This window comes from Actinomyces sp. (assembly GCF_030524025.1).
In the GTDB taxonomy this organism is placed as follows: Bacteria; Actinomycetota; Actinomycetes; order Actinomycetales; family Actinomycetaceae; genus Actinomyces.
Genome location: NZ_JAUNHI010000009.1, coordinates 68,055 through 87,941 on the forward strand (window position 1 = coordinate 68,055; position 19,887 = coordinate 87,941).

The window sequence follows — 19,887 nt, forward strand, 5'->3', positions numbered from 1 at the left end:
GGCGCGCCCTCCGTGCGCGCGCCGGGGCCCGCCTAGTACCCACACGGTGCCCCGGCGGGGGCCGCCCGGGCACCGGGGGCGCCGCCGACGCGGTTGTCCCTGCGGCACGGCCCCGCTGGCACGGCCGTACCACCCGCCCGCCAGGCGGAGCCCGCCGACGACGCTGAGGAGACCCATGTCCGACCCCGACCGTTCTCTGCTCGACCTGGCCCGTGAGGACCTGGCGACGGCGCGCCGCCGTGACCCCGCGGCGCGCTCGAATATCGAGGTCGCGCTGCTCTATCCCGGCGTCCACGCGCTGTGGGCCCACCGCGCCGCCAACCGGCTGTGGAAGGCGGGGCACAAGTTCGCTGCGCGCGCCCTGGCCCAGGTCGCGCGCAGCGCCACCGGCATCGAGATCCACCCCGCGGCCACGATCGGCTCTCGGTTCTTCATCGACCACGGCATGGGCGTCGTGATCGGGGAGACCGCCGAGGTCGGCGACGACGTCCTCATGTTCCACGGGGTGACGCTGGGCGGGGTCTCGATGAACCCGGGCAAGCGCCACCCCACGATCGGCAACAACGTCCAGATCGGCGCCGGCGCCAAGGTCCTGGGGCCGGTCACGGTCGAGGACAACGCGAAGATCGGCGCCAACGCGGTGCTGGTCAAGAACCTCCCCGCCGACCACGTGGGGGTCGGCGTGCCCGCGCGCGTGCGCGACCCCCGCACCGACCCCGAGCTCATGCTCGACCCGACGATCTACATCTGACGTGGCCCGAGGGCGCGTGCCGGACGCCCGGCACGACCCGGTGGGCGCAGCCGTCTCAGCGCAGGAGCTCCCCGGTGGCCAGGCCCCGCAGCCGGCGGAAGACCGCCCCGGAGGAGGCCCGGGCGCCGTCGTGCTCGTACTCGCTGGTCACCCAGGTGCGCAGCCTGGGCATGAGTGCGGCGGTGGCCAGGGAGGTCTCCATGGGCACGTACACGTCCCTGGCGTAGATGGCCGCCGCCCCGGGAACCTCGGCGGCCCGCAGCGCCTGCGGGTCATAGAGCCTGCCCCACTCGTGGGCGGCCAGCTCCTCGGCGACCTCCAACCAGGGCGCCAGGGCCGGGTCCTCGGTCAGCATCTCGCGGCTCATGTGCTCGGCGGTCAACAGGGTCGGGTCCTCGGCGAAGGCCGCCGGCCGCACGCGCTGGGCGGCCCAGGCCGTCACGCCGCGGTCGGCCCAGCAGGACTCGTGGATGACCGCGTACAGGGGGTTGCGGCCCGTGAAGGGCAGGGCCTCGGCCAGGTCGGCGCGGAAGGCGGCGGACTGCGGGTCGAGCTCGAGGAGGTAGTGGAGCCGGTCGACGCCGCCCGCACCGCCCAGGAGCGTGCCCACCCCGCGCAGCCGTGTGGGACCCACGCGGTCGCCCGCGGGCGTGCGCAGCTCCCCGCGCGCGGCGGCCTCCACGAGGGAAGCCATCCGGTCACGGTCGGCGGGGTAGCGGGCGTAGAACTCCTCGGACTTGGCACGCATCGCCTCGTAGGTCAGGGCGTAGACCTCCTCGATCGAGCGTCCGACGGCGGGCAGGCCCCCCGTGAGGTAGCAGTGCTCGAGGGACTCGGGGTGGGTCGACACGTAGCGGGTCACACAGAAGCCGCCGAAGGACTGGCCCAGCACGCTCCACCGCTCCAGCCCCAGGGCCCGGCGCAGGTCCTCACAGTCCTCGACGATCTCGTCGGCCCTCAGGTGGGTGAGCAGCCGCGCAGTCGCCGCCGCGCCGCCCCCGGCGTCGGGACGGTCGACCGGGGTGGACAGGCCGGTGCCCCGCTGGTCGATGAGGATCAGACGGTGGTGCTCCAGGGCCGCCCCCATCCAGGACAGGCCGGCGTCCGCGCTGGGACGCGGCGCCTCGAAGCCGGGCCCGCCCTGGAGGAAGACGAGCGGTGGCTTGTCCAGCGGGTCGGCGCCCGCGCGGGCGACCTCGCGCGCGAAGACGCTCAGGGTGGCCGCCCCGTCCGCCAGGCGGTCCCCCGCGCCCGAGCGGTCGAGGGGCACCTCGAGGCGGTGGGTGCGGGTGAGCAGGCCCGCGGTGGCCGCCGACCAGGCCGAGGACGACAGGGCCGCCGGGCTCGGGAAGCGCGGGGCCGACGGGGGTGGGGTGGGGAGGTTCACGGTGCTCACCGCCTCACTGTACGACCGCGCGCGAGCCGGCCCGGCCCTGCGGATCGACCGGCCCGGCGGCTCCGCCCGCGCTCCCGCCGGGGACGCCGGGGCCTGTGGCCCGGGCGGGCGGCTCAGCCCGCCTGGCAGGCCGGGCACCAGAAGAGGCGCCGGCCGGCGGCCTCGGTCTGGCTCACCACAGCACCGCAGCGCAGGCAGGGCCGGCCAGCGCGGTGGTAGACATACCACCGTCCGGCCTCGGCATCGTCCTGAGGCAGCGGGTCGGGTACGTCGTCGGCCTCGACGGTCACGATGCGCCCGGTGGCCAGGCCGTGCCCCATGAGGACAACAAGGTCCTCCCACAGCAGGCGCAGACGCTCCTCGGGCACCTGCCGGCCCGGGATGAAGGGGCTCAGGCCTGCGCGGAAGAGCACCTCGGCACGGTAGATATTGCCCGCGCCGGCCACCAGCGACTGGTCCATGACCAGCTCGCCGACCGGGGTGCGGCGTCGGCGTGCCCCGTCGATGAACGCCCGGGGGTCGGCCGCCGGGTCCAGGGGGTCGGGGCCGAGCCGGCGCCGCACGGCCGCCACGCCGGCGGCGTCGAGCAGCTCGCAGGCCGCCGGGCCGGTCAGGTCGGCCACCCCGTGCTCCCCGACCAGCCGCAAGCGCACCGCCCCGCGCGGCTCGGGTGGCTGCCACTCCTGGGTCGGAGCCCCGGCCGGCGGGGCAGCGGCCGCAGGGGCGGGGGCTAGGGGCTGCTCGCCCCGCTCCCCCACGCGCCGCCGCGGCGCCCCGATGGCGTGGGGCGCGACGAAGGTCTCGTCGCCGGCGAAGGTCCACGAGCCGTACAGGCCCAGGTGGACGCGCAGCCAGGTGACGGAGTCATCCTGGACAGACATGTCGGTCTGGGGGCCGAAGGCGGCGAACAGGTGCTTGCCGTGAGCCGAGGTGTCCAGCAGCACCTGGTCGTTGATGCGCCGGGCACCGGCGCTGAAACGGCCCTGCGGTGAGGAGGCGGCCAGGCGCTGCCCGCCGTAGAGCTCGGCCAGGGCGCGGGCGAGGCGGTGAACGGTGTGTCCCTCGGGCATGCGGGCACGCTACCCGACCGCCGTCGGCACGAGGGCGGACCGGAGGCGGTGGCAGGGTCGCCGGGGCGTCAGGCGCCCTGGTGGGCGCGGCGCTCGTAGTCCGCCAGCTGCCCGATGCGCCGGGCATGGCGCTGGTCGCCGCTGAAGGGCTCGGCGAGGAAGGCGTCGACGATCGCCATGTTGTCCTCGAGGCTGAGCATCCGCCCACCCAGGGACACGACGTTGGCGTCGTTGTGCTGGCGGGCCAGAACCGCAGTCTCCACCGACCAGGCCAGCGCGGCGCGCACCCCGTCGACCTTGTTGGCGGCGATCTGCTCGCCGTTGCCCGAGCCCCCGAGGACGATCCCCAGGCTGCCGGGGTCGGCCACCACCGCCTCGGCCGCCTCGATGCACATGGCCGGGTAGTCGTCGGCCGGGTCGTACACGAAGGCGCCGTGGTCGATGACCTCGTGACCCTCGGCGCGGAGGTGCTCGGTGAGGGCCGACTTCAGGTCGAAGCCGGCGTGGTCGGCGGCAATGTGAACGCGCATGGTCGGATTGTGCCTCACGCGAACACCTGCGCGCGCGACCGGCCCGGCACGGTGGGTCGGTCGGCGGGCCGTTAGGTTGGCGCCATGACTCTCACCCCAGGCACCACCGGCACCGCAGGACCCCTCGCTGTGGCCGAGCCCGCCGCAGGCGCCGTGCTCGCCGGCGTCCTCGAGACCGAGGCCCGCGACCCGCGTGTACGACCGCAGGACGATCTGTTCCGCCACGTCAACGGCGCCTGGCTCGACACCGCCCAGATCCCCGCCGACCGACCCTCGACCGGCTCCTTCCACATCCTGCGCGACCAGGCCGAGGCGGCCTGCCGGGACCTTCTCGAGGAGCTGGCCTCCCGCGCCGGTGGCCACGAGGAGCCCGCCGACGACGCCGCCAAGATCGCCGCCCTGTACTCCTCCTTCCTCGACGAGGAGCGCGCCGAGGCCCTCGGGGTCGGCCCCCTGGAGGCCGAGCTCGCCCCGGTCCTGGAGGCCAGGGACAAGGAGTACCTGGCCCGAGCGCTAGGTGCCCGCATCGCGGTCGGCTTCACCGGTCCGGTCGACGCCGACGTCGAAGTCGACCTCAACGACCCCGAGGCCTACACCTCCTACCTCGAGCAGGCCGGGCTCGGCCTGCCCGACGAGTCCTACTACCGGGAGGAGGCGCACGCCGGGCTCCGGGAGGCCTACACGGCGCACGTGGCCCGAATGCTCGACCTGGCGGGCGTGCCCGAGCGCCTCGGTGGGCCGCAGGACGCCGAGGCCGCCGGCGCGGCGGCCCGTGTCATGGCGGTGGAGACGGCGCTGGCTCGGGGCCACTGGGACCGGGTGGCCTGCCGGGACATCGAGAGGATCAACAACCCGCGCACCTGGGAGGCCCTGACCGCATCGGCCCCCGGTTTCCCCTGGGAGGAATGGAGGGCGGGGGTGGCCGAGGCCGCCGAGGAGGCCGGGACCGGCCTGCGGGGCTTCCTGGCCACCGCGATCGTCGAGCAGCCCGACTACCTGCCCCACATGGCCCAGGTCTGGCAGGACACCCCGCTGGAGGACCTCCGGGCCTGGGCAGCCTGGCACGTCGTCCACGACCGCGCCCCGCTGCTGTCGCGGGCCCTGGTCGAGGAGAACTTCGACTTCTACTCCCGCACCCTCCAGGGCGTCGAGCAGCTGCGTCCCCGGTGGAAGCGGGCCGTGGGCCTGGTCCAGTCCACGATGGGGCACGCGCTGGGCGAGGTCTACGTCGAGCGCCACTTCCCCCCGGAGCACAAGGCCCGCATGGAGGCGCTCGTGGCCGACCTCCTGGCGGCCTACCGTCAGTCCATCACCTCCCTGGAGTGGATGGGCCCCGACACACGGCGCCGCGCCCTGGACAAGCTCGAGCTGTTCACCCCCAAGATCGGTTACCCCGAGCGCTGGCGGGACTACTCGGCGGTGCAGGTGACGCCGGGGGACGTCCTGGCCTCCGTGCGCAGCGCCGAGGCCTGCGAGCTGGCGCGCGCCCTGGGCAAGCTCGGCGGCCCGGTGGACCGCCTGGAGTGGCACATGACCCCGCAGACGGTCAACGCCTACTACAACCCGACGATGAACGAGATCGTCTTTCCGGCCGCCATCCTCCAGCCGCCCTTCTTCGACCCCGATGCCGACGACGCCGTCAACTACGCCGGCATCGGCGCGGTCATCGGTCACGAGATCGGGCACGGTTTCGATGACCAGGGCTCGACTTTCGACGGCACCGGCAAGGTCACCGACTGGTGGACGGCGGAGGACCGCGAGGCCTTCTCCGCCCGGACCCGCGCGCTCATCGCGCAGTACGACGCCTACCGGCCCGCGGCGCTCGTGCGCAGGGCCGAGGCGGCCGGCGCCCCGGTCGACGAGGTCCCCCACGTCAACGGTGCGCTGACCATCGGGGAGAACATCGGCGACCTCGGCGGGCTGGGCATCGCCCTCAAGGCCTACGGGAGGGCCCTGGCCCGGGAGGGCATCGACTCGCTCGACCAGGCGCCGGTCATCGACGGGCTGAGCGCCCTGGAGCGCTTCTTCTTCTCCTGGGCCAGGATCTGGCGGGGGAAGAACCGCGACGACTACGCCGAGCTGCTGCTGACCATCGACCCCCACTCCCCCGGGGAGTTCCGTTGCAACGGGATCGTGCGCAACGTCGACGCCTTCTACGAGGCCTTCGCCGTGGGCCGCGACGACGCCCTGTGGCTCGACCCGGCCGACCGGGTCAGCATCTGGTGAACCGGCCCGCACCCGGTGACCCGGCCTGGGCCATCGGTCCTAGTCGGGGACCGGGGAGGCGGATGGCGCGCCTGGAGAGACTCGTGTGACTCGTGTGAACATTCAGGGAACTGCTGTTCCTCAGGTCACAATCCACTGACTTGTGATGGTTCTGTGATCCGAGCGAGACTTGCCTGTGCTCGGCGCCTCCCAGCGCCAGTGCTCACATCCCGTACTTCCCTCATGGAGGACCACATGCGTCTCGGACGCTCCATCGCCGCCGCGGGCGTGGCCGCTCTCATCGCCTCCGGCCTCGCCCTGACGGCCCCTGCCGCCGCCGACTCCACCGGCGCCGAGGCGACCGCCACGCCCACCGCTACCGCCACGGCGACCGACGCCGCCGCGGAGGCCAGCGCCACCGCGACGGATGCCACCGCCGAGGCCAGCGCCTCCCCCGAGGCCACCGCCGCGACGAGTGAGGCCACGGCGGAGGCCACCGCGACCGAGTCGGCCACTGAGGACGCCACAACCGACGCGGACGATACGGAGAACACCGCCACGCCGACCACCGACCCCGCCTCGGGCGCCTTCGCCGCCAACGGCCTGGAGTCGCCGGTCATCGACCCGGCGACCGGCGCCCTGACCGTCTCGGGCACCGGCTGCCAGATCAAGGACGGGCAGGTCGGGAGCGTCTCCGTGGTCCTGGCCTACCAGGACCTCGACACCCGCAGCACCCCCGTCCTCGTCGACGCGGCTGCCGACGGCACCTGGAGCGCGACGATCGACATCGCCGCCGCCGTCGCCGAGATCGGGGCGGACACCAACACCGACCCGTGGTACCTCGTGGCCGCCTGCGCCGAGACCAACGCCGAGCCCCAGGCCCAGCAGCAGCAGGTCTACCTCGATGGCACGGAGGTCTCCGGCGACGCCATCATCGTGTCCTCGGACACCGACGGTGACGGCGCCTACGACACCCAGACCTACGACATCAACAAGACCGGCTTCACCCCCGGTGAGACCGTCACCTTCACGATCCGCAACCAGGACACCGGTGCCGAGCAGGTCCTTGTGGTCCTCACCGCCGACGCCGAGGGCCGCATCACGGGCACCGGCCCGATGCCCGCCGTCGCCGACGGCCGCTACATCATCGAGGCCACCGGCTCGCGCTACGGGGAGGGCTTCACGAGCAAGCCGATCACCGTGACCAACGGCTGGTACCAGGTCGGCGAGGGCACCAACCTGGGTGACTCCGCCACGACCACCACGACGATGACCGTGACCGCTGCCGCCAAGCCGGCCACGCGCACCACCACCCGCACGACCACCGAGCTGGCCAACACCGGCGCCGGCCTCGGACTCGTGGTCGTCGCCGCCGGCCTGGTCGCCTCCGGCGCCGTGCTGTCCTCGCGACGCAAGTCCTGAAGCATCGGCCTTCACGGCCCCACCCGCGGCCCGGTTGCGCAGCATCGACTGCGCAGCCGGGCCGCGGGCGTTTTCGCACCTGCCGTCCGGCAGTGAGAGGATGTGCGCGGATCGAGCCGGACCCGGGCACGACGACGTGCCGCGGCATGAAGCGGCCGCACCCGTCCCCACCGACCTCGCAGAGCACAGAGAAGGAGCATGTATGCCCAGTCAGAACCTGACCCGCCAGGAGGCCGTCGACCGCGCCGGCGTCGTGACCACCCAGAGCTACGACGTCGTCCTCGACATCAGCGGCGCCACCGACCCCGAGCGCGCGAGCTTCCGGTCGACGACGACGGCTCGTTTCACCGCGACACCCGGCGCCTCGACCTTCATCGACCTCGTGGCACCGACGGTCCACTCGGTGGTCCTCAACGGGCGAGCCCTCGACCCGGGCGAGGTCTACTCGGACTCGCGCATCGCACTGACCGGCCTGGCCGCCGACAACGAGCTCGTCGTCGTGGCCGACTGCGCCTACATGCACACCGGTGAGGGCCTCCACCGCTTCGTCGACCCTGCCGACGGCCAGACCTACCTGTACTCCCAGTTCGAGGTGCCCGACTCCCGGCGGGTCTACGCCGTCTTCGAGCAGCCCGACCTCAAGGCCTGCTTCACCTTCACGGTCACGGCGCCCACTGGTTGGACGGTCTTCTCCAACTCGGCCACCCCCGAGCCGACCGCCGTCACCGGTGAGGACGGCGGTCCCGCCGCGCGCTTCGCCTTCGCCCCGACCGAGCCGATGAGCTCCTACGTCACCGCCATCGTGGCCGGCCCCTACGAAGGGGTCACCGACGAGTACGTCGCCCCCGACGGCCGGGTGGTCCCGCTGGGGGTCTACTGCCGCGCCTCGCTGCGCGAGCACCTGGACGCCGAGGAGATCCTGGCGATGACCCGCAGGGGCTTCGCCTACTACGAGGAGCTCTTCGCCACCCCCTACCCCTTCACGACCTACGACCAGGTCTTCGTGCCGGAGTTCAACGCCGGGGCGATGGAGAACGCCGGCTGCGTGACCCACCGCGACGACTACATCTTCCGCTCCCGCCCGGTCGAGGCACGCGTCGAGCGGCGCGCCGTCACCATCCTCCACGAGCTGGCACACATGTGGTTCGGCGACCTGGTCACCATGCGGTGGTGGAACGATCTGTGGCTCAACGAGTCCTTCGCCGAGTACACCTCGACGCTCGCCACGGCCGAGACGACCCGCTTCACCGACGTGTGGACGACCTTCCAGGCACTGGAGAAGGGCTGGGCCTACCACCAGGACCAGCTGTCCTCGACCCACCCGGTGGCGGCCGAGATCAACGACTTGCACGACGTCGAGGTCAACTTCGACGGCATCACCTACGCCAAGGGCGCCTCGGTGCTGGCGGCGCTCGTGAGCTACGTGGGCCGGGACAACTTCTTCGCGGGGATCGCGCGCTACCTGGCCGCCCACGCCTACGGCAACGCCGAGTTGTCCGACCTGCTCGCCGAGCTCGAGGCCACAAGCGGACGGGACCTGTCGACCTGGACCCGGCTGTGGCTCCAGGAGGCGGGGGTGACCACCCTGCGCACCGAGCTGAGCACCGACGAGGACGGCGTCATCACCGCGGCGGCGGTCCTTCAGGAGGTGCCCGAGGGCTCGCCCGCCTCCCTGCGCCCGCACCGGGTGGTCATCGGCTCCTACACGCTGGCCGACGGGGCACTCACGCGCACCGGACGGGTCGAGCTCGACGTCGACGGCCCTCACACCGAGGTGCCCGAGCTCGTGGGCACGCGGCGCGGCGACGTCCTCGTGCTCAACGACGAGGACCTCACCTACGCCAAGGTCCGCCTCGACCGGGCCTCCCTCGACGCGGGCCTTGTGCATGTGGCGGCCTTCACCGGCTCCCTGGAGCGCTCCATCGTCCTGTCGTCGGCCTGGGACATGGTGCGCGACGGCGAGCTCGCCGCCTCCCGCTACCTCGAGGCGGCCCTGGCCGCGCTGCGGGTCGAGACCCACTCCTCGGTGGTCATGGGCCTGCTGGGCCGGGTGGCCACCTGCCTCAGCCTCTACCTGCCCCCGGCCGCCCGGGCGGCCGCCGCACCGGGCGCCGCCGAGGCCCTCCTCGGGCTCGCCCGTGACGCTGAGCCCGGCTCCGACGCCCAGCTCCAGCTCGTGCGGGCGGTGGCCGCGCACGCCGTCACCGTCGACCAGCTCGACACGGTCTCCGCCTGGCTCTCCGGCACCGAGGTCCTCGAGGGCCTCGTGGTCGACCAGGACCTGCGCTGGGAGCTGCTCACCGGGCTCGTGGCCGCCGGCCGTGCCGGCCAGGAGGCGATCGCCGCCGAGGAGGAGGCCGACCGCACGACCACCGGCCGGGAGCGGGCCGCCCAGGCCCGCGCCGCCGTCCCCACCGCCGAGGCCAAGGCCGCCACATGGCGGGCCCTCGTGGAGGACGAGTCGATGCCCAACGAGACCCAGGTGCGGGTGCTTACCGGTTTCGGCTCGGTCGAGCGCCACCCGGAGCTGCTCGTGCCCTACATCGAGGCCTATGTCGAGGCGGCCGAGGGCATCTGGGCCTCACGGACCTTCCACATGGCGGAGAACCTCCTGTCACGCCTGTGGTCCTGCGCCACGGTGGGCCTGCCCGGCGCCGATCCGGCCGCCGCCCTCGCGGGCTGGCTGGACGCGCACCCCGACGCCCCGGCTGCCTTCCGGCGGATCGTGCGTGAGAACCTCGACGACACCCTGCGGGTCGCCGGGGCCCAGGAGCGCGAGGCCGCCGAGTCCGGCCCGCATGGCGGTGGCCAGAGCCTGCCCGGTCAGTCCCGGGCGTAGGATCGCGACATGTTGAGACGTCAGAGCAGGAGGAAGACCGGGACCCGCTTCGAGGCCGTCTCCCGGGACCGTGTGCCCGGCACAACGATCCAGGGCGCCGTCCTCAGGGACCGCCAGACCGGGGTGTGCTACCTCCTGGCCTCGTGGGGTTACGGCACTGGGCTCAGCCCGCTGCTTGACGCCGAGGGCAAGCCCCTCGTCGTCGAGGCCGAGGACTGACGCGATCGCCTCGGGCGGCCGAGCGGTCCTTCGATCCGTCCGTCCGCACTGCTTCTCGGCGGCCCCGCGACACCCGCGGGGCCGCCGAGTCATCTGCACCGGCTCAGGTCCCGGTCTGCCCGTGGCCTGCTCGCAGTCGGCTCGGGATCGGCGCGTGGCCGGCGGCCAGGCGGACTCAGCCGTCGCGGTCCTGCGCGGCGGCCTTGCCGGTGGACTGGGCCGCCGCGCTCTGGGCAGCGGAGAAGGAGTCCGTCTCGTCGTCCTCCCGGCCGGGAGTCTTGAAATCGAACCTGACGATGAGGTAACGGAAGAGGAGGTAGTAGACGACGCCGTAGATGAGGCCGATGACCAGCAGGCTGATGGGGCCGGCCAGGGCGCCGCCGGACAACTCGGCGGACTTGCCGAAGTTGAGCACGTAGTCGAAGGCCCCGGCCGAGAAGGTGAAGCCGTCCTTGATGCCCAGCAGGTTGACGACCATGAGCGACAGCCCCGTCATGACGGCGTGGATCGCGTACAGGGGGAAGGCGATGTAGGCGAAGGCGTACTCCAGGGGCTCGGTGATGCCGGTCAGGAAGGCGGTCAGGGCCACCGAGACCATGAGGGCACCGGTGGTCTTGCGCCGCTCCGGCCGTGCGGTGCGCCAGATGGCGAGCGCCGCTCCGGGCAGCGCGAACATCATGATCGGGAAGAAGCCGGTCATGAAGGAGCCGGTCCAGGCGTTCGTGCCGTCGACCCCCGAGTAGAAGCAGGCGAGGTCGCCGTGGAGGGTGTTGCCCTCGGCGTCGGTGCACGAGCCGAGCTGGAACCACGGGATCGAGTTGAGCAGGTGGTGGAGCCCGAAGGGCACGAGCAGGCGGTTGACGGTACCGAAGACGAAGGCGGCGAGGGCCGAGCCGACGCCCCCGTCGGTGCCGGCCCGCGTGAGCCAGCCACCGAGCTGGTCATTGATGAGCCAGTTGAAGGCGGGGTAGAGGGCGGCCATGGCCACGGCGATGAGGACGGCGGCGCCGGAGGTCACGATCGGGACGAAGCGGCGTCCCCCGAAGAAGGCCAGCCAGTCCGGCAGCTTGATGCGGTGGTAGCGCTGCCACAGCGTGGCGGCGGTCAGACCGATGATGATACCGCCGAGCACCCCGTAGTTGATGGTGTCGGGGTTGTCCTTGCCATCACCCCCGGTGCCCCAGAAGGGGGCCAGGGCGTCGATGACCGCCTGGAAGACGAGGTAGCCGAAGAGCCCGGCCACGCCGGTCGACCCGTCGGACTTGCGGGCGAAGCCCACGGCGACGCCGACGGCGAAAATGACCGGCAGGTTGCTGAAGACGGCCCCGCCGGCCGCCGCCAGGACGTCGGCCACGGGCTGGAGCCACTCGACACGGGCGGCCAGGCCGTCGGCACCGAGCATGTCGGGCTGCCCCAGGCGCACGAGCAGACCGGCGGCGGGCAGCGTGGCGATCGGCAGCATGAGCGAGCGGCCGAGACGTTGGACGGAGACGAGGACTCCGCCCTTCCTGTTGTTGTCAAACACGTCGTCCTCCAGTTCCGGGATGGTGCTCCAGCGTTGAAGCACCGGTGGGGTGGATGCCTTGGGCGGGCGGCGGCTCCAGGCCGGCCCATGGCGGGCGGGACCGGACCACTGCCAGCCAAACCTGTGCACCGCGGCAAGTCAAGCGCTGCGGACCCGGAGCGTCGCGGCCGCACGCACTGCGCCGGGGCACGCCGGGGCCCGAGCAGGGCGGCGACACCGTCCGGGAGAGTCGATGCTTTACGATGACTCGAGCGGCGGCTCGCACACGGTCCTCCGCTCGGGCGAGGCAACCCCCGCCCCCGAGGCGCCCTCGTCCTGTCCGCATCCCGGCCCCGGCCGCCCGACACAGAAGGACCGACCATGACCCCGGCGCAGAAGATCGTCACCGCCCTCGGCGGCTTTGAGAACATCACCGAGATCGAGCCCTGCATCACGCGGCTGCGCTGTGAGCTGGCGGACCCCTCCCTGCTCGACGAGGCGGGGCTCAAGGCTGCGGGCGCACACGGGGTGGTCGTCGTGGGCTCGGCCGTCCAGGTGGTGGTCGGACCCAACGCGGACGCCGTGGCGGAGGACATCGAGGACCTACGATGAGCCTGGCCGTCCAGGCGCCGCTGGCCGGGACGGTCGTCCCCCTGGGCCTGGTGCCCGACCCTGTCTTCTCCGCCGGGCTCCTGGGACCGGGAACGGCTCTTGACCCGCGGCGCGACGCCGGTGGCCAGGTGGTGGTCCGTGCCCCGGTGGCCGGGACGGTGACCAAGCTCCACCCGCACGCCTTCGTCGTCATGACCCGGGAGCGCAGCATCCTGGTCCATCTCGGGCTGGACACCGTCACCCTCGAGGGCCGGGGTTTCACGACCCGCACCCAGGAGGGCGCAGGGGTCGATGCCGGCGCCCCCATGGTGTCGTGGAGCCCCGCCGCGGTGGAGGCGGCCGGCCTCAACCCGCTCCTGGTCCTCATCGCCCTGGACGGGGCCCAGGAGGACCTCGCCCTGTCCGCCGAGGGCACCGTCCTGGAAGCCGGCGAGACCGCCTTCACCTGGGGCTGAGCGCCCGCCGTCAGCGGATCCGCCGGTTCCCCGCCTCCGGGCGCCGGCGCAGCGCCCGGAGGCGGGGAACCGGGCCGCTCAACGCCCCAGCTCGTCGCGCACGGCGGCCAGCAGGCTGGCCAGCCGGACGTTGTCGGGCAGGTCCTCGATGAGAACCGCCTCGCCCGAGCCGTCAGCCAGGGGCATCTTCCAGTTGGGGTACTCCAGGTCGGTGCCCGGCTGGTTCTGGGTGCGACGCTCCCCCACGCCGTCGACGAGGGCGACGCCGACGAGGGCCGAGGGCGTGCGCACGATGTAGCGGTGGAGGGCCTCGACCACCTGACGCTCCGAGGGGTCGTCCTCGAGCAGCCCGTGCTCGCGCAGGCGGGTGAGCATGCGCTCGCGCTCGACACGTGCCTCGGCGCGCACATGCTCGACCGGCTCGGTGAGCAGCCCGAGCCGCTCGCGCAGGGCGACGTGCTCGTCGGCGAGGTAGCCGGCCGTGGGGGGCAGGTCGTGGGTGTTGACAGTCGACAGCGCCAGGTGGCGGTAGACATCGGGCTGGAGCGGCCAGCCGTCGCCCTGCTTCTCGAACCACAGCACCGAGGTGCCCAGCACGCCCCGGCTGGCGAGGTAGTCGCGCGCCCAGGGCTCGACTGTCCCGAGGTCCTCCCCGATGATGACCGCGCCCGCGCGCTGGGCCTCGAGCAGCAGCACCCCGACCATGGCCTCGTGGTCGTAGCGGACATAGGCGCCCTGCTCGGCGCCCATCCCCTCGGGGATCCACCACAGCCGGAACAGGCCGATGACGTGGTCGACCCGCAGGGCGCCGGCGTGCCGCAGCACGGTGCGCACCATGTCGCGCAGCGGGGCGTAGGCGCTGTGCGCCAGGTGCACGGGGCTCCACGGCGGCTGGGACCAGTTCTGACCGAGCTGGTTGTACATGTCCGGCGGGGCCCCGACCTTGATGCCCGAGGCGAAGGCCTCGGGGTTGGACCACACGTCGGCCCCGTAGGAGTGGACGCCCACCGCCAGGTCGTCCATGACCCCCAGGGACATGCCCGAGGCCTTGGCCTCGGCCTGGGCGCGGCAGAGCTGCTCGTCGACGACCCACTGCAGCCAGGTGTAGAAGTCGATGCGCTCGGACAGGGTGCGCGCCTCGTTGGCCACGAAGGCGCTCGAGGAGTCCTTGAGGGTCTCCGGCCAGTCCTTGAGGGGGCCGTGCTTCTCGGTCAGGGCGCACCACAGGGCGAAGCGCTCCAGCCCCTCTCCCTGCTCGGCGCGGAAACGCTCGAAGGAGCGCTGCCGCGAGCGCGGGCGACCGGCGGCGAAGACCACCTCGAGGGCCTCGCGCTTGGCCTTCCAGGCGGCGTCGCGGTCCATCGGCTCGATGGACTCGTTGGAGGCGGCGACCTCCTCGTGCGCCCACTGCACGAGGGAGCGGCGGGGGCCCGACAGGCGGGCCACCTCGGGGATCGCCTCGGGGCGGATGTAGATCGGGTTGACGAAGCGGCGGGTGACCGGCAGGTAGGGCGAGGGCGTCATCTCGCCGGCCGGCTCGGCGGCGTGCAGCGGGTTGATGAGCAGGAAATCGGCCCCCTGGTCGCCCAGGAAGCTGACGAGCTCGGCGAGGTCGTCGGCGTCGCCGATGCCCCACGAGCTGTGCGAGCGCACCGAGTACAGCTGCGCCATGACGCCCCAGCCCCGCCGTCCCAGGGAGGCGGGCAGCTCGAGACGGTCGGGGGTCACGGCCAGGGGGGACTCGTCGGTGAAGGCGCCGCGGACCTCGCTCGCGCCGATCTCGGCGACCAGCGTGTGCCAGCCCAGGGGCAGGTCGGCGGGCAGGAGGAAGCTCGCGCGGCCGGTGAGCACGCCGTCCACGGTGCGCGCGGGGGTCCAGTCGTCGGACTGGGACAGGATCCGGCGGCCGCCGTCCTCGAGCTCGACGTGGACGCGCACCGAGGCCCCGTCGGGCAGGTGGACGGGCACGGTGGTCGTCCGCCCCGCGCGCACGACGACGGTGGGGGGCAGGGTGTGGCGCCACGGCGCCAGGTCGACCTCACGCAAGGACGCCCCGATCTGCTCGTCGGTGGAGGCCTGGACGCCCAGGGCGGCCAGGACGGCCACGAGGGTCGCCCGGGACGGTGCTGCCCGGTTGCCGTGGTAGTCCCAGTACTCGGTGGAGACTCCGTGTGCTTCAGCGAGCCGCCTGAGGCGCTCGCCGGCGGGCTCGGATGCGGCGGTGGACTCGGTCATGGCAGGAGTTCAGCCTTACGCTCGGTCGCGCGTACGCGAGTGGCTCCCCCGTGGGACCGGGGTCGCTCGGGACGATGGTCGGTGCGCCCGGCCGTGTCGCGGTCCGGTGCGGCATTGCGGTCGGCCTTGCAGGCGGGGCACGTTGTTGCTGCAAGGGTTTCACACGTGCGTGGCGGATGCCAGCCAGTGGGGGCGTGTCCCGGTGTCCTCGTCGTGACGGTCGTCGCCATCGTCGCCGTCATCATCGCGGCCGGTGCAGCCGGTGCGGTCACTGCGGTCCTCGCGGCTATCGCCGCCATCGCCTCGGGGCGCCCGTCGCAGCCAGGGCGACGCCCCCGGCGCGGGTGGGCCAGGGGCGTGCCGGCGTCAGTCGAGGTCGGCGATCTCGGAGGCGAGGGTGTCGGCGATCGGGCCGACGACGACCTGGACGATGCGCCCGGAGCGCACGACGCCGAATGCCCCCGTGGCGCGCAGGGCCTTCTCGTCGACCTTGTCCTGGTCGAGGACCTCGACGCGCAGGCGGGTGATGCAGGGCTCGAGGTCCGTGATGTTGTCCCGCCCGCCCAGTCCGGCGACGATGTCTGCTGCGATGCTCATATGCGCTCCTCGTGTCCTGGTGAGGCTCTGCGTGCACCGCCCCCGGCGGGACGCGCGCAGCAGCCGTCGGTTCCGTGTTGGAGGTCACTTTATCCCAGATCACCGACCGCGGCGAAGCGCGCGGCCCCCGAGCGCCCCACGACGCCCCGCCCCACCCCGGGGCGTCGGACCGCCGCGGGGCGGCTCCGCTGTCAATCGACATTCATCCGAGGGCGGAAAGGTAACCTGGAACGCCGTCGGCGTGCAGAATAAGGCGTGACACCCGTCTCCATCGACGTTGAGGAGCCCCGCATGGCCACGCCCGACGCAACCCCTACTTCCCTGTCCGGTATCGGTGTGAGCCCAGGCCTCGTCGCCGGCCCGGTGGCACGCATGGCCCCGGGGATCACCGAGCCACCCATCGAGCTGCTTGACGCCTCCAGCGACCTGGACAAGGAGTGCGAGCGGGTGGCGGCCGCGGCCCAGACCGTCAAGAAGGGGCTGGAGCTGTCGGCGGCCGAGGCCAAGGGCGAGGGCCGTGTCCTGCTGGAGACCACCGCCCAGATGGCCGCCGACCCCACCCTGACCTCGACCGCCCAGGCGATGATCCGCGAGCGCCGCCTGGTCCCGGCGCGCGCTGTGTGGGAGTCCGCCGGCACCCTGGCCTCGATGCTGGAGTCGCTGGGCGGTTACATGGCCGAGCGGACCCGTGACGTGGCGGACGTGCGTGACCGCATCGTGGCGGTGCTCACCGGCTCCCCCATGCCGGGGATCCCCCGCCTGCCCGAGCCCTTCGTGCTCGTGGCCGAGGACCTGGCGCCGGCCGACACCGCCCTGCTCGACCCCGAGAAGGTCGTCGCCTTCATCACCTCCGAGGGCGGCCCGACCTCCCACACCGCCATTCTGGCCCGCGCCCTGGGCATGCCCGCCATCGTGGGCACCGGGCAGGAGGTCACCGACCAGCTCTCCGACGGGGACATCGTGCTGGTCGACGGGACCAAGGGCACGATCGCCATCGACCCGAGCGAGGACCAGCTGCGCCGGGCCCGGGAGCTGGCCAGCCGGGTGCGCGTGTTCAACGGCGACGGCGCCACGAAGGACGGCCGCGAGGTCCAGCTGCTGGCCAACGTCGGGGACGCCGCCGGGGCGCGCACGGCCGCCGAGGCCGGAGCCATGGGCGTGGGCCTGTTCCGCACGGAGTTCTGCTTCCTTGACCAGCCCGACGAGCCCACCGTCGAGGAGCAGGTCGAGGCCTACCGCGGGGTGCTCGAGGCCTTCCCGGGCAAGAAGGTCGTCGTACGCACCCTGGACGCCGGGGCCGACAAGCCCCTGCCCTTCCTCACCGACGCCACCGAGGCCAACCCGGCCCTGGGTGTGCGCGCCTACCGCACCACTCGCCGCGACCCCGATGTCCTGGACCACCAGCTCGAGGCGCTGGCTCAGGCCGAGGCGCAGACCGAGGCCAAGGTGTGGGTGATGGCCCCGATGATCTCCACCGCCGAGGAGGCCCAGGCCTTCACCGAGAAGGCCCGCTCCTACGGCCTGCAGACGGCCGGGATGATGATCGAGGTGCCCTCGGCCGCGCTCATGGCCGACAAGATGTTCGAGCACGCCGACTTCGCCTCGATCGGCACCAACGACCTCACCCAGTACGTCATGGCGGCCGACCGGCTTCTGTCGTCCCTGGCCGACCTGTCGACCGCCTGGCAGCCGGCCGTCCTGCGGCTCATTCAGCAGGCCTGCCAGGGGGCGGCCCCGCACGGACGCCCGGTGGGCGTGTGTGGTGAGGCGGCGGCCGACCCGGCCCTGGCCTGTGTCCTCGTGGGCCTGGGCGTGGCCAGCCTGTCGATGACCTCGCGCGCGCTGCCCGACGTCGACGCCGTGCTCAAGTCGGTCGACTTCGCCGACTGCCAGCGCCTGGCGGAGATCGCCGTCGGCTCGGCGACCGCCGACGACGCGCGCACCGCCGTGCGCGCCGAGCTGCCGATCCTGGAGGAGCTCGGTCTGTGACGACGCCCTACCCCGTCCCCCTCGCGACGACCGAGCCCCTGGGCTCAGTCACCCGGGTTCTCGCTCTGGTCGAGGGGGACGGGGTGGACGCCTTCGAGGGCGGCTCACTGCCCCAGCTGGCCGGGCGCATCTACGGCGGCCAGGTCGTCGCCCAGGGGCTGCTCGCCGCAGCCGCCACCCTGGAGCCGGGCCCTCCCCCGGCCGGGGCACCGGGAGGTCCCCTCGGCCCGGGGCCGCAATCCCCCGTGCGCCTGCCCCATTCCGTGCACGCCTACTTCATGCGCGGCGGCAAGCCCGACTCGCCGGTGCGCTTCGAGGTCGACCGGATGCATGACGGCAGGTCCTTCTCCCAGCGGCGCACGACCGCCTCGCAGAACGGCGCGCCGATCCTCACCATGGTCTCCTCATTCCAGGTCACCCAGGAGGGCGCGGACGTCCAGGCCCAGGCCCCGGACGTGCCCGGTCCCGATGAGCTGGTCAGCGCCCTGGAGATCTTCCGCACGATCGACCACCCGGTGGCGCGGTTCCTGGGACGCACCGCCGCCTTCGACCTGCGCCACGTCGAGGGCAACATCTTCCTGCGCCCGGGCGGTGAGGTCTCGGCACGCCAGCACCTGTGGGTCCGTTCCCGCGGGGCGGTGCCCGCCGAGGCATCCCAGACGGTGCACCGCGCACTGCTCACCTATGTGTGCGACCAGGTCATGCTCGAGCCGGCGCTGCGCAGCCAGGGGCTGTCATGGCGCAGCAAGGGGATGAGCCTGGCCACGCTCGACCATGCCCAGTGGTTCCACCGCGACGTCGACGCCGGGGACTGGCTGCTGTTCGTCCAGGACTCGCCCTCATCCCAGGGAGGGCGCTCGCTGGCGCGCACGGAGGTCTTCGACTCCTCGGGCACCCTGGTGTCCACGATCGCCCAGGAGGGCATGATCCGCATGCCCACGGCCAGCACTGCCGGCTCGGGCCGCTGGGCCATCCGCCCCGACGACGACGGCCCCGCCCCCACGCACTGACCCCGCCCACCCCGCCGAGATCGGGACATATGACACCCCGAGATCGGTAGATATGGCACCTCGAGATCGGGGCATCCGGTACGGAGACTCGAGCAAGCTCGGCCTCACTCGGCTCAGTCGCGTGTGTTCAGCTCCGCACCAACACGCTCCATCGCCTCGGAAACTCGAGCAAGCTCGGCCTCACTCGGCTCAGTCGCGTGTGTTCAGCTCCGCACCAACACGCTCCATCGCCTCGGAAACTCGAGCAAGCTCGGCCTCACTCGGCTCAGTCGCGTGTGAGCTTGCGGTAGGTGACGCGGTGCGGGCGGGCCGCCTCGGCACCCAGGCGCTTGACCTTGTTCTCCTCGTAAGAGGCGAAGTTGCCCTCGAACCAGTACCAGTTCGCGGGGTTGTCCTCCGTACCCTCCCAGGCCAGGATGTGCGTGGCGACCCGGTCGAGGAACCAACGGTCGTGGGTGATGACGACGGCGCAGCCGGGGAACTCCAGCAGCGCCTTCTCCAGGCTCCCCAGGGTCTCGGTGTCCAGGTCGTTGGTCGGCTCGTCGAGCAGGATGAGGTTGCCTCCCTGCTTGAGGGTCAGAGCCAGGTTGAGGCGGTTGCGCTCGCCTCCGGAGAGCACGCCGGCCGGCTTCTGCTGGTCGGCGCCCTTGAACCCGAAGGCGGCGACATAGGCGCGTGAAGGCATTTCGACATTGCCGACCGTGATGTAGTCCAGGCCGTCGGAGACAACCTCCCACAGGGACTTCTTCGGGTCGATGCCGGCGCGGTCCTGGTCGACGTAGGACAGCTTGACGGTCTGGCCGACCTTGAGCTCGCCGCCGTCGAGCTCCTCCAGCCCGACGATCGTCTTGAACAGCGTCGTCTTACCCACACCGTTGGGGCCCACGATGCCCACGATGCCGTTGCGGGGCAGGGAGAAGGACAGCCCATCGATCAGGGTCCGCCCGTCGAAGCCCTTCGACAGGTCGGTGGCCTCGAGCACGATGCCTCCCAGCCGGGGGCCCGGCGGGATCTGGATCTCCTCGAAGTCGAGCTTGCGGGTGCGCTCGGCCT

General features: G+C 72.6%; 16 protein-coding genes. 9 read left to right on the forward strand and 7 right to left on the reverse strand.

Features of this window, described 5'->3' with window-relative positions; translation table 11 throughout:
• The first annotated feature begins 175 nt into the window (after window positions 1–175).
• The gene (gene epsC, locus Q4C85_RS05410; RefSeq protein ID WP_303140418.1) at window positions 176–751 is read left to right on the forward strand and encodes a serine O-acetyltransferase EpsC; all 576 of its coding nucleotides are present in this window, start codon (window positions 176–178) and stop codon (window positions 749–751) included.
• 55 nt (window positions 752–806) lie between these two features.
• Here the strand turns inward: epsC and Q4C85_RS05415 are convergent, their stop codons facing one another.
• The 3 genes from Q4C85_RS05415 to Q4C85_RS05425 form a co-directional block, all read right to left on the reverse strand.
• Window positions 807–2,138: an alpha/beta hydrolase gene (locus Q4C85_RS05415; protein WP_303140440.1), complete on the reverse strand. Its 1,332-nt coding sequence runs from the start codon at window positions 2,136–2,138 to the stop codon at window positions 807–809.
• Window positions 2,139–2,260: 122 nt separating this feature from the next.
• Entirely contained in the window at window positions 2,261–3,217 is a 957-nt protein-coding gene (locus Q4C85_RS05420; protein ID WP_303140419.1) for an Fpg/Nei family DNA glycosylase, read from the reverse strand.
• Window positions 3,218–3,285: 68 nt separating this feature from the next.
• Window positions 3,286–3,747 (reverse strand): ribose-5-phosphate isomerase, encoded by a 462-nt coding sequence (locus tag Q4C85_RS05425; RefSeq protein ID WP_303140420.1) that lies wholly within the window; start codon window positions 3,745–3,747, stop codon window positions 3,286–3,288.
• A gap of 84 nt (window positions 3,748–3,831) precedes the next feature.
• Here Q4C85_RS05425 and Q4C85_RS05430 point away from each other — a divergent pair, with 84 nt between their 5' ends.
• The 4 genes from Q4C85_RS05430 (at window position 3,832) to Q4C85_RS05445 (ending at window position 10,432) form a co-directional block, all read left to right on the forward strand.
• Window positions 3,832–5,973, forward strand: a complete 2,142-nt coding sequence (locus Q4C85_RS05430) for a M13 family metallopeptidase (protein WP_303140422.1) — start codon at window positions 3,832–3,834, stop codon at window positions 5,971–5,973.
• Between the two features lie 234 nt (window positions 5,974–6,207).
• Window positions 6,208–7,374, forward strand: a complete 1,167-nt coding sequence (locus tag Q4C85_RS05435) for a hypothetical protein (RefSeq protein ID WP_303140423.1) — start codon at window positions 6,208–6,210, stop codon at window positions 7,372–7,374.
• Window positions 7,375–7,576: 202 nt separating this feature from the next.
• The gene (pepN, locus tag Q4C85_RS05440; RefSeq protein WP_303140424.1) at window positions 7,577–10,213 is read left to right on the forward strand and encodes an aminopeptidase N; all 2,637 of its coding nucleotides are present in this window, start codon (window positions 7,577–7,579) and stop codon (window positions 10,211–10,213) included.
• Between the two features lie 9 nt (window positions 10,214–10,222).
• Window positions 10,223–10,432, forward strand: a complete 210-nt coding sequence (locus Q4C85_RS05445; RefSeq protein ID WP_303140425.1) for a DUF6440 family protein — start codon at window positions 10,223–10,225, stop codon at window positions 10,430–10,432.
• Between the two features lie 175 nt (window positions 10,433–10,607).
• On the opposite strand, the gene Q4C85_RS05450 is transcribed toward Q4C85_RS05445, so the two are convergent.
• Window positions 10,608–11,894, reverse strand: a complete 1,287-nt coding sequence (locus Q4C85_RS05450) for a PTS transporter subunit EIIC (RefSeq protein ID WP_303140442.1) — start codon at window positions 11,892–11,894, stop codon at window positions 10,608–10,610.
• Window positions 11,895–12,317: 423 nt separating this feature from the next.
• Here Q4C85_RS05450 and Q4C85_RS05455 point away from each other — a divergent pair, with 423 nt between their 5' ends.
• Window positions 12,318–12,548 carry a glucose PTS transporter subunit EIIB gene (locus Q4C85_RS05455; protein WP_303140426.1) on the forward strand — a complete coding sequence of 77 codons (231 nt, stop codon included), beginning with the start codon at window positions 12,318–12,320 and terminating at the stop codon, window positions 12,546–12,548.
• Complete coding sequence (locus Q4C85_RS05460) at window positions 12,545–13,003, forward strand: PTS glucose transporter subunit IIA (protein ID WP_303140427.1); 459 nt, start codon at window positions 12,545–12,547, stop codon at window positions 13,001–13,003. The genes Q4C85_RS05455 and Q4C85_RS05460 overlap by 4 nt, the downstream gene beginning before the upstream one ends.
• Window positions 13,004–13,081: 78 nt before the next feature.
• On the opposite strand, the gene malQ is transcribed toward Q4C85_RS05460, so the two are convergent.
• Both malQ and Q4C85_RS05470 read right to left on the reverse strand, forming a co-directional pair.
• On the reverse strand, window positions 13,082–15,238 hold the full coding sequence (gene malQ, locus Q4C85_RS05465) for a 4-alpha-glucanotransferase (protein WP_303140429.1): 2,157 nt from the start codon (window positions 15,236–15,238) through the stop codon (window positions 13,082–13,084).
• A 366-nt stretch (window positions 15,239–15,604) separates the two neighbouring features.
• Entirely contained in the window at window positions 15,605–15,835 is a 231-nt protein-coding gene (locus Q4C85_RS05470) for a PTS glucose/sucrose transporter subunit IIB (protein ID WP_303140430.1), read from the reverse strand.
• Between the two features lie 291 nt (window positions 15,836–16,126).
• On the opposite strand from Q4C85_RS05470, the gene ptsP reads away from it, so the two are divergent.
• Complete coding sequence (gene ptsP, locus Q4C85_RS05475; RefSeq protein WP_303140444.1) at window positions 16,127–17,824, forward strand: phosphoenolpyruvate--protein phosphotransferase; 1,698 nt, start codon at window positions 16,127–16,129, stop codon at window positions 17,822–17,824.
• Window positions 17,821–18,834, forward strand: a complete 1,014-nt coding sequence (locus tag Q4C85_RS05480; RefSeq protein ID WP_303140431.1) for an acyl-CoA thioesterase II — start codon at window positions 17,821–17,823, stop codon at window positions 18,832–18,834. The genes ptsP and Q4C85_RS05480 overlap by 4 nt, the downstream gene beginning before the upstream one ends.
• Before the next feature lie 265 nt (window positions 18,835–19,099).
• Here Q4C85_RS05480 and Q4C85_RS05485 read toward each other — a convergent pair.
• The coding region (locus Q4C85_RS05485) for an ATP-binding cassette domain-containing protein (RefSeq protein ID WP_303140432.1) at window positions 19,100–19,887 on the reverse strand (788 nt) is incomplete at its 5' end.

Bases quoted from the DNA above. Each gene is read 5' to 3' on its own strand.
- Q4C85_RS05450 (WP_303140442.1), bottom strand. From the start codon at position 11,894: ATGCTGCCGATCGCCACGCTGCCCGCCGCCGGTCTGCTCGTGCGCCTG.
- epsC (WP_303140418.1), top strand. From the start codon at position 176: ATGTCCGACCCCGACCGTTCTCTGCTCGACCTGGCCCGTGAGGACCTG.
- pepN (WP_303140424.1), top strand. From the start codon at position 7,577: ATGCCCAGTCAGAACCTGACCCGCCAGGAGGCCGTCGACCGCGCCGGC.
- Q4C85_RS05435 (WP_303140423.1), top strand. From the start codon at position 6,208: ATGCGTCTCGGACGCTCCATCGCCGCCGCGGGCGTGGCCGCTCTCATC.
- Q4C85_RS05455 (WP_303140426.1), top strand. From the start codon at position 12,318: ATGACCCCGGCGCAGAAGATCGTCACCGCCCTCGGCGGCTTTGAGAAC.
- Q4C85_RS05420 (WP_303140419.1), bottom strand. From the start codon at position 3,217: ATGCCCGAGGGACACACCGTTCACCGCCTCGCCCGCGCCCTGGCCGAG.
- Q4C85_RS05445 (WP_303140425.1), top strand. From the start codon at position 10,223: ATGTTGAGACGTCAGAGCAGGAGGAAGACCGGGACCCGCTTCGAGGCC.
- Q4C85_RS05430 (WP_303140422.1), top strand. From the start codon at position 3,832: ATGACTCTCACCCCAGGCACCACCGGCACCGCAGGACCCCTCGCTGTG.
- ptsP (WP_303140444.1), top strand. From the start codon at position 16,127: ATGGCCACGCCCGACGCAACCCCTACTTCCCTGTCCGGTATCGGTGTG.
- malQ (WP_303140429.1), bottom strand. From the start codon at position 15,238: ATGACCGAGTCCACCGCCGCATCCGAGCCCGCCGGCGAGCGCCTCAGG.
- Q4C85_RS05425 (WP_303140420.1), bottom strand. From the start codon at position 3,747: ATGCGCGTTCACATTGCCGCCGACCACGCCGGCTTCGACCTGAAGTCG.
- Q4C85_RS05460 (WP_303140427.1), top strand. From the start codon at position 12,545: ATGAGCCTGGCCGTCCAGGCGCCGCTGGCCGGGACGGTCGTCCCCCTG.
- Q4C85_RS05470 (WP_303140430.1), bottom strand. From the start codon at position 15,835: ATGAGCATCGCAGCAGACATCGTCGCCGGACTGGGCGGGCGGGACAAC.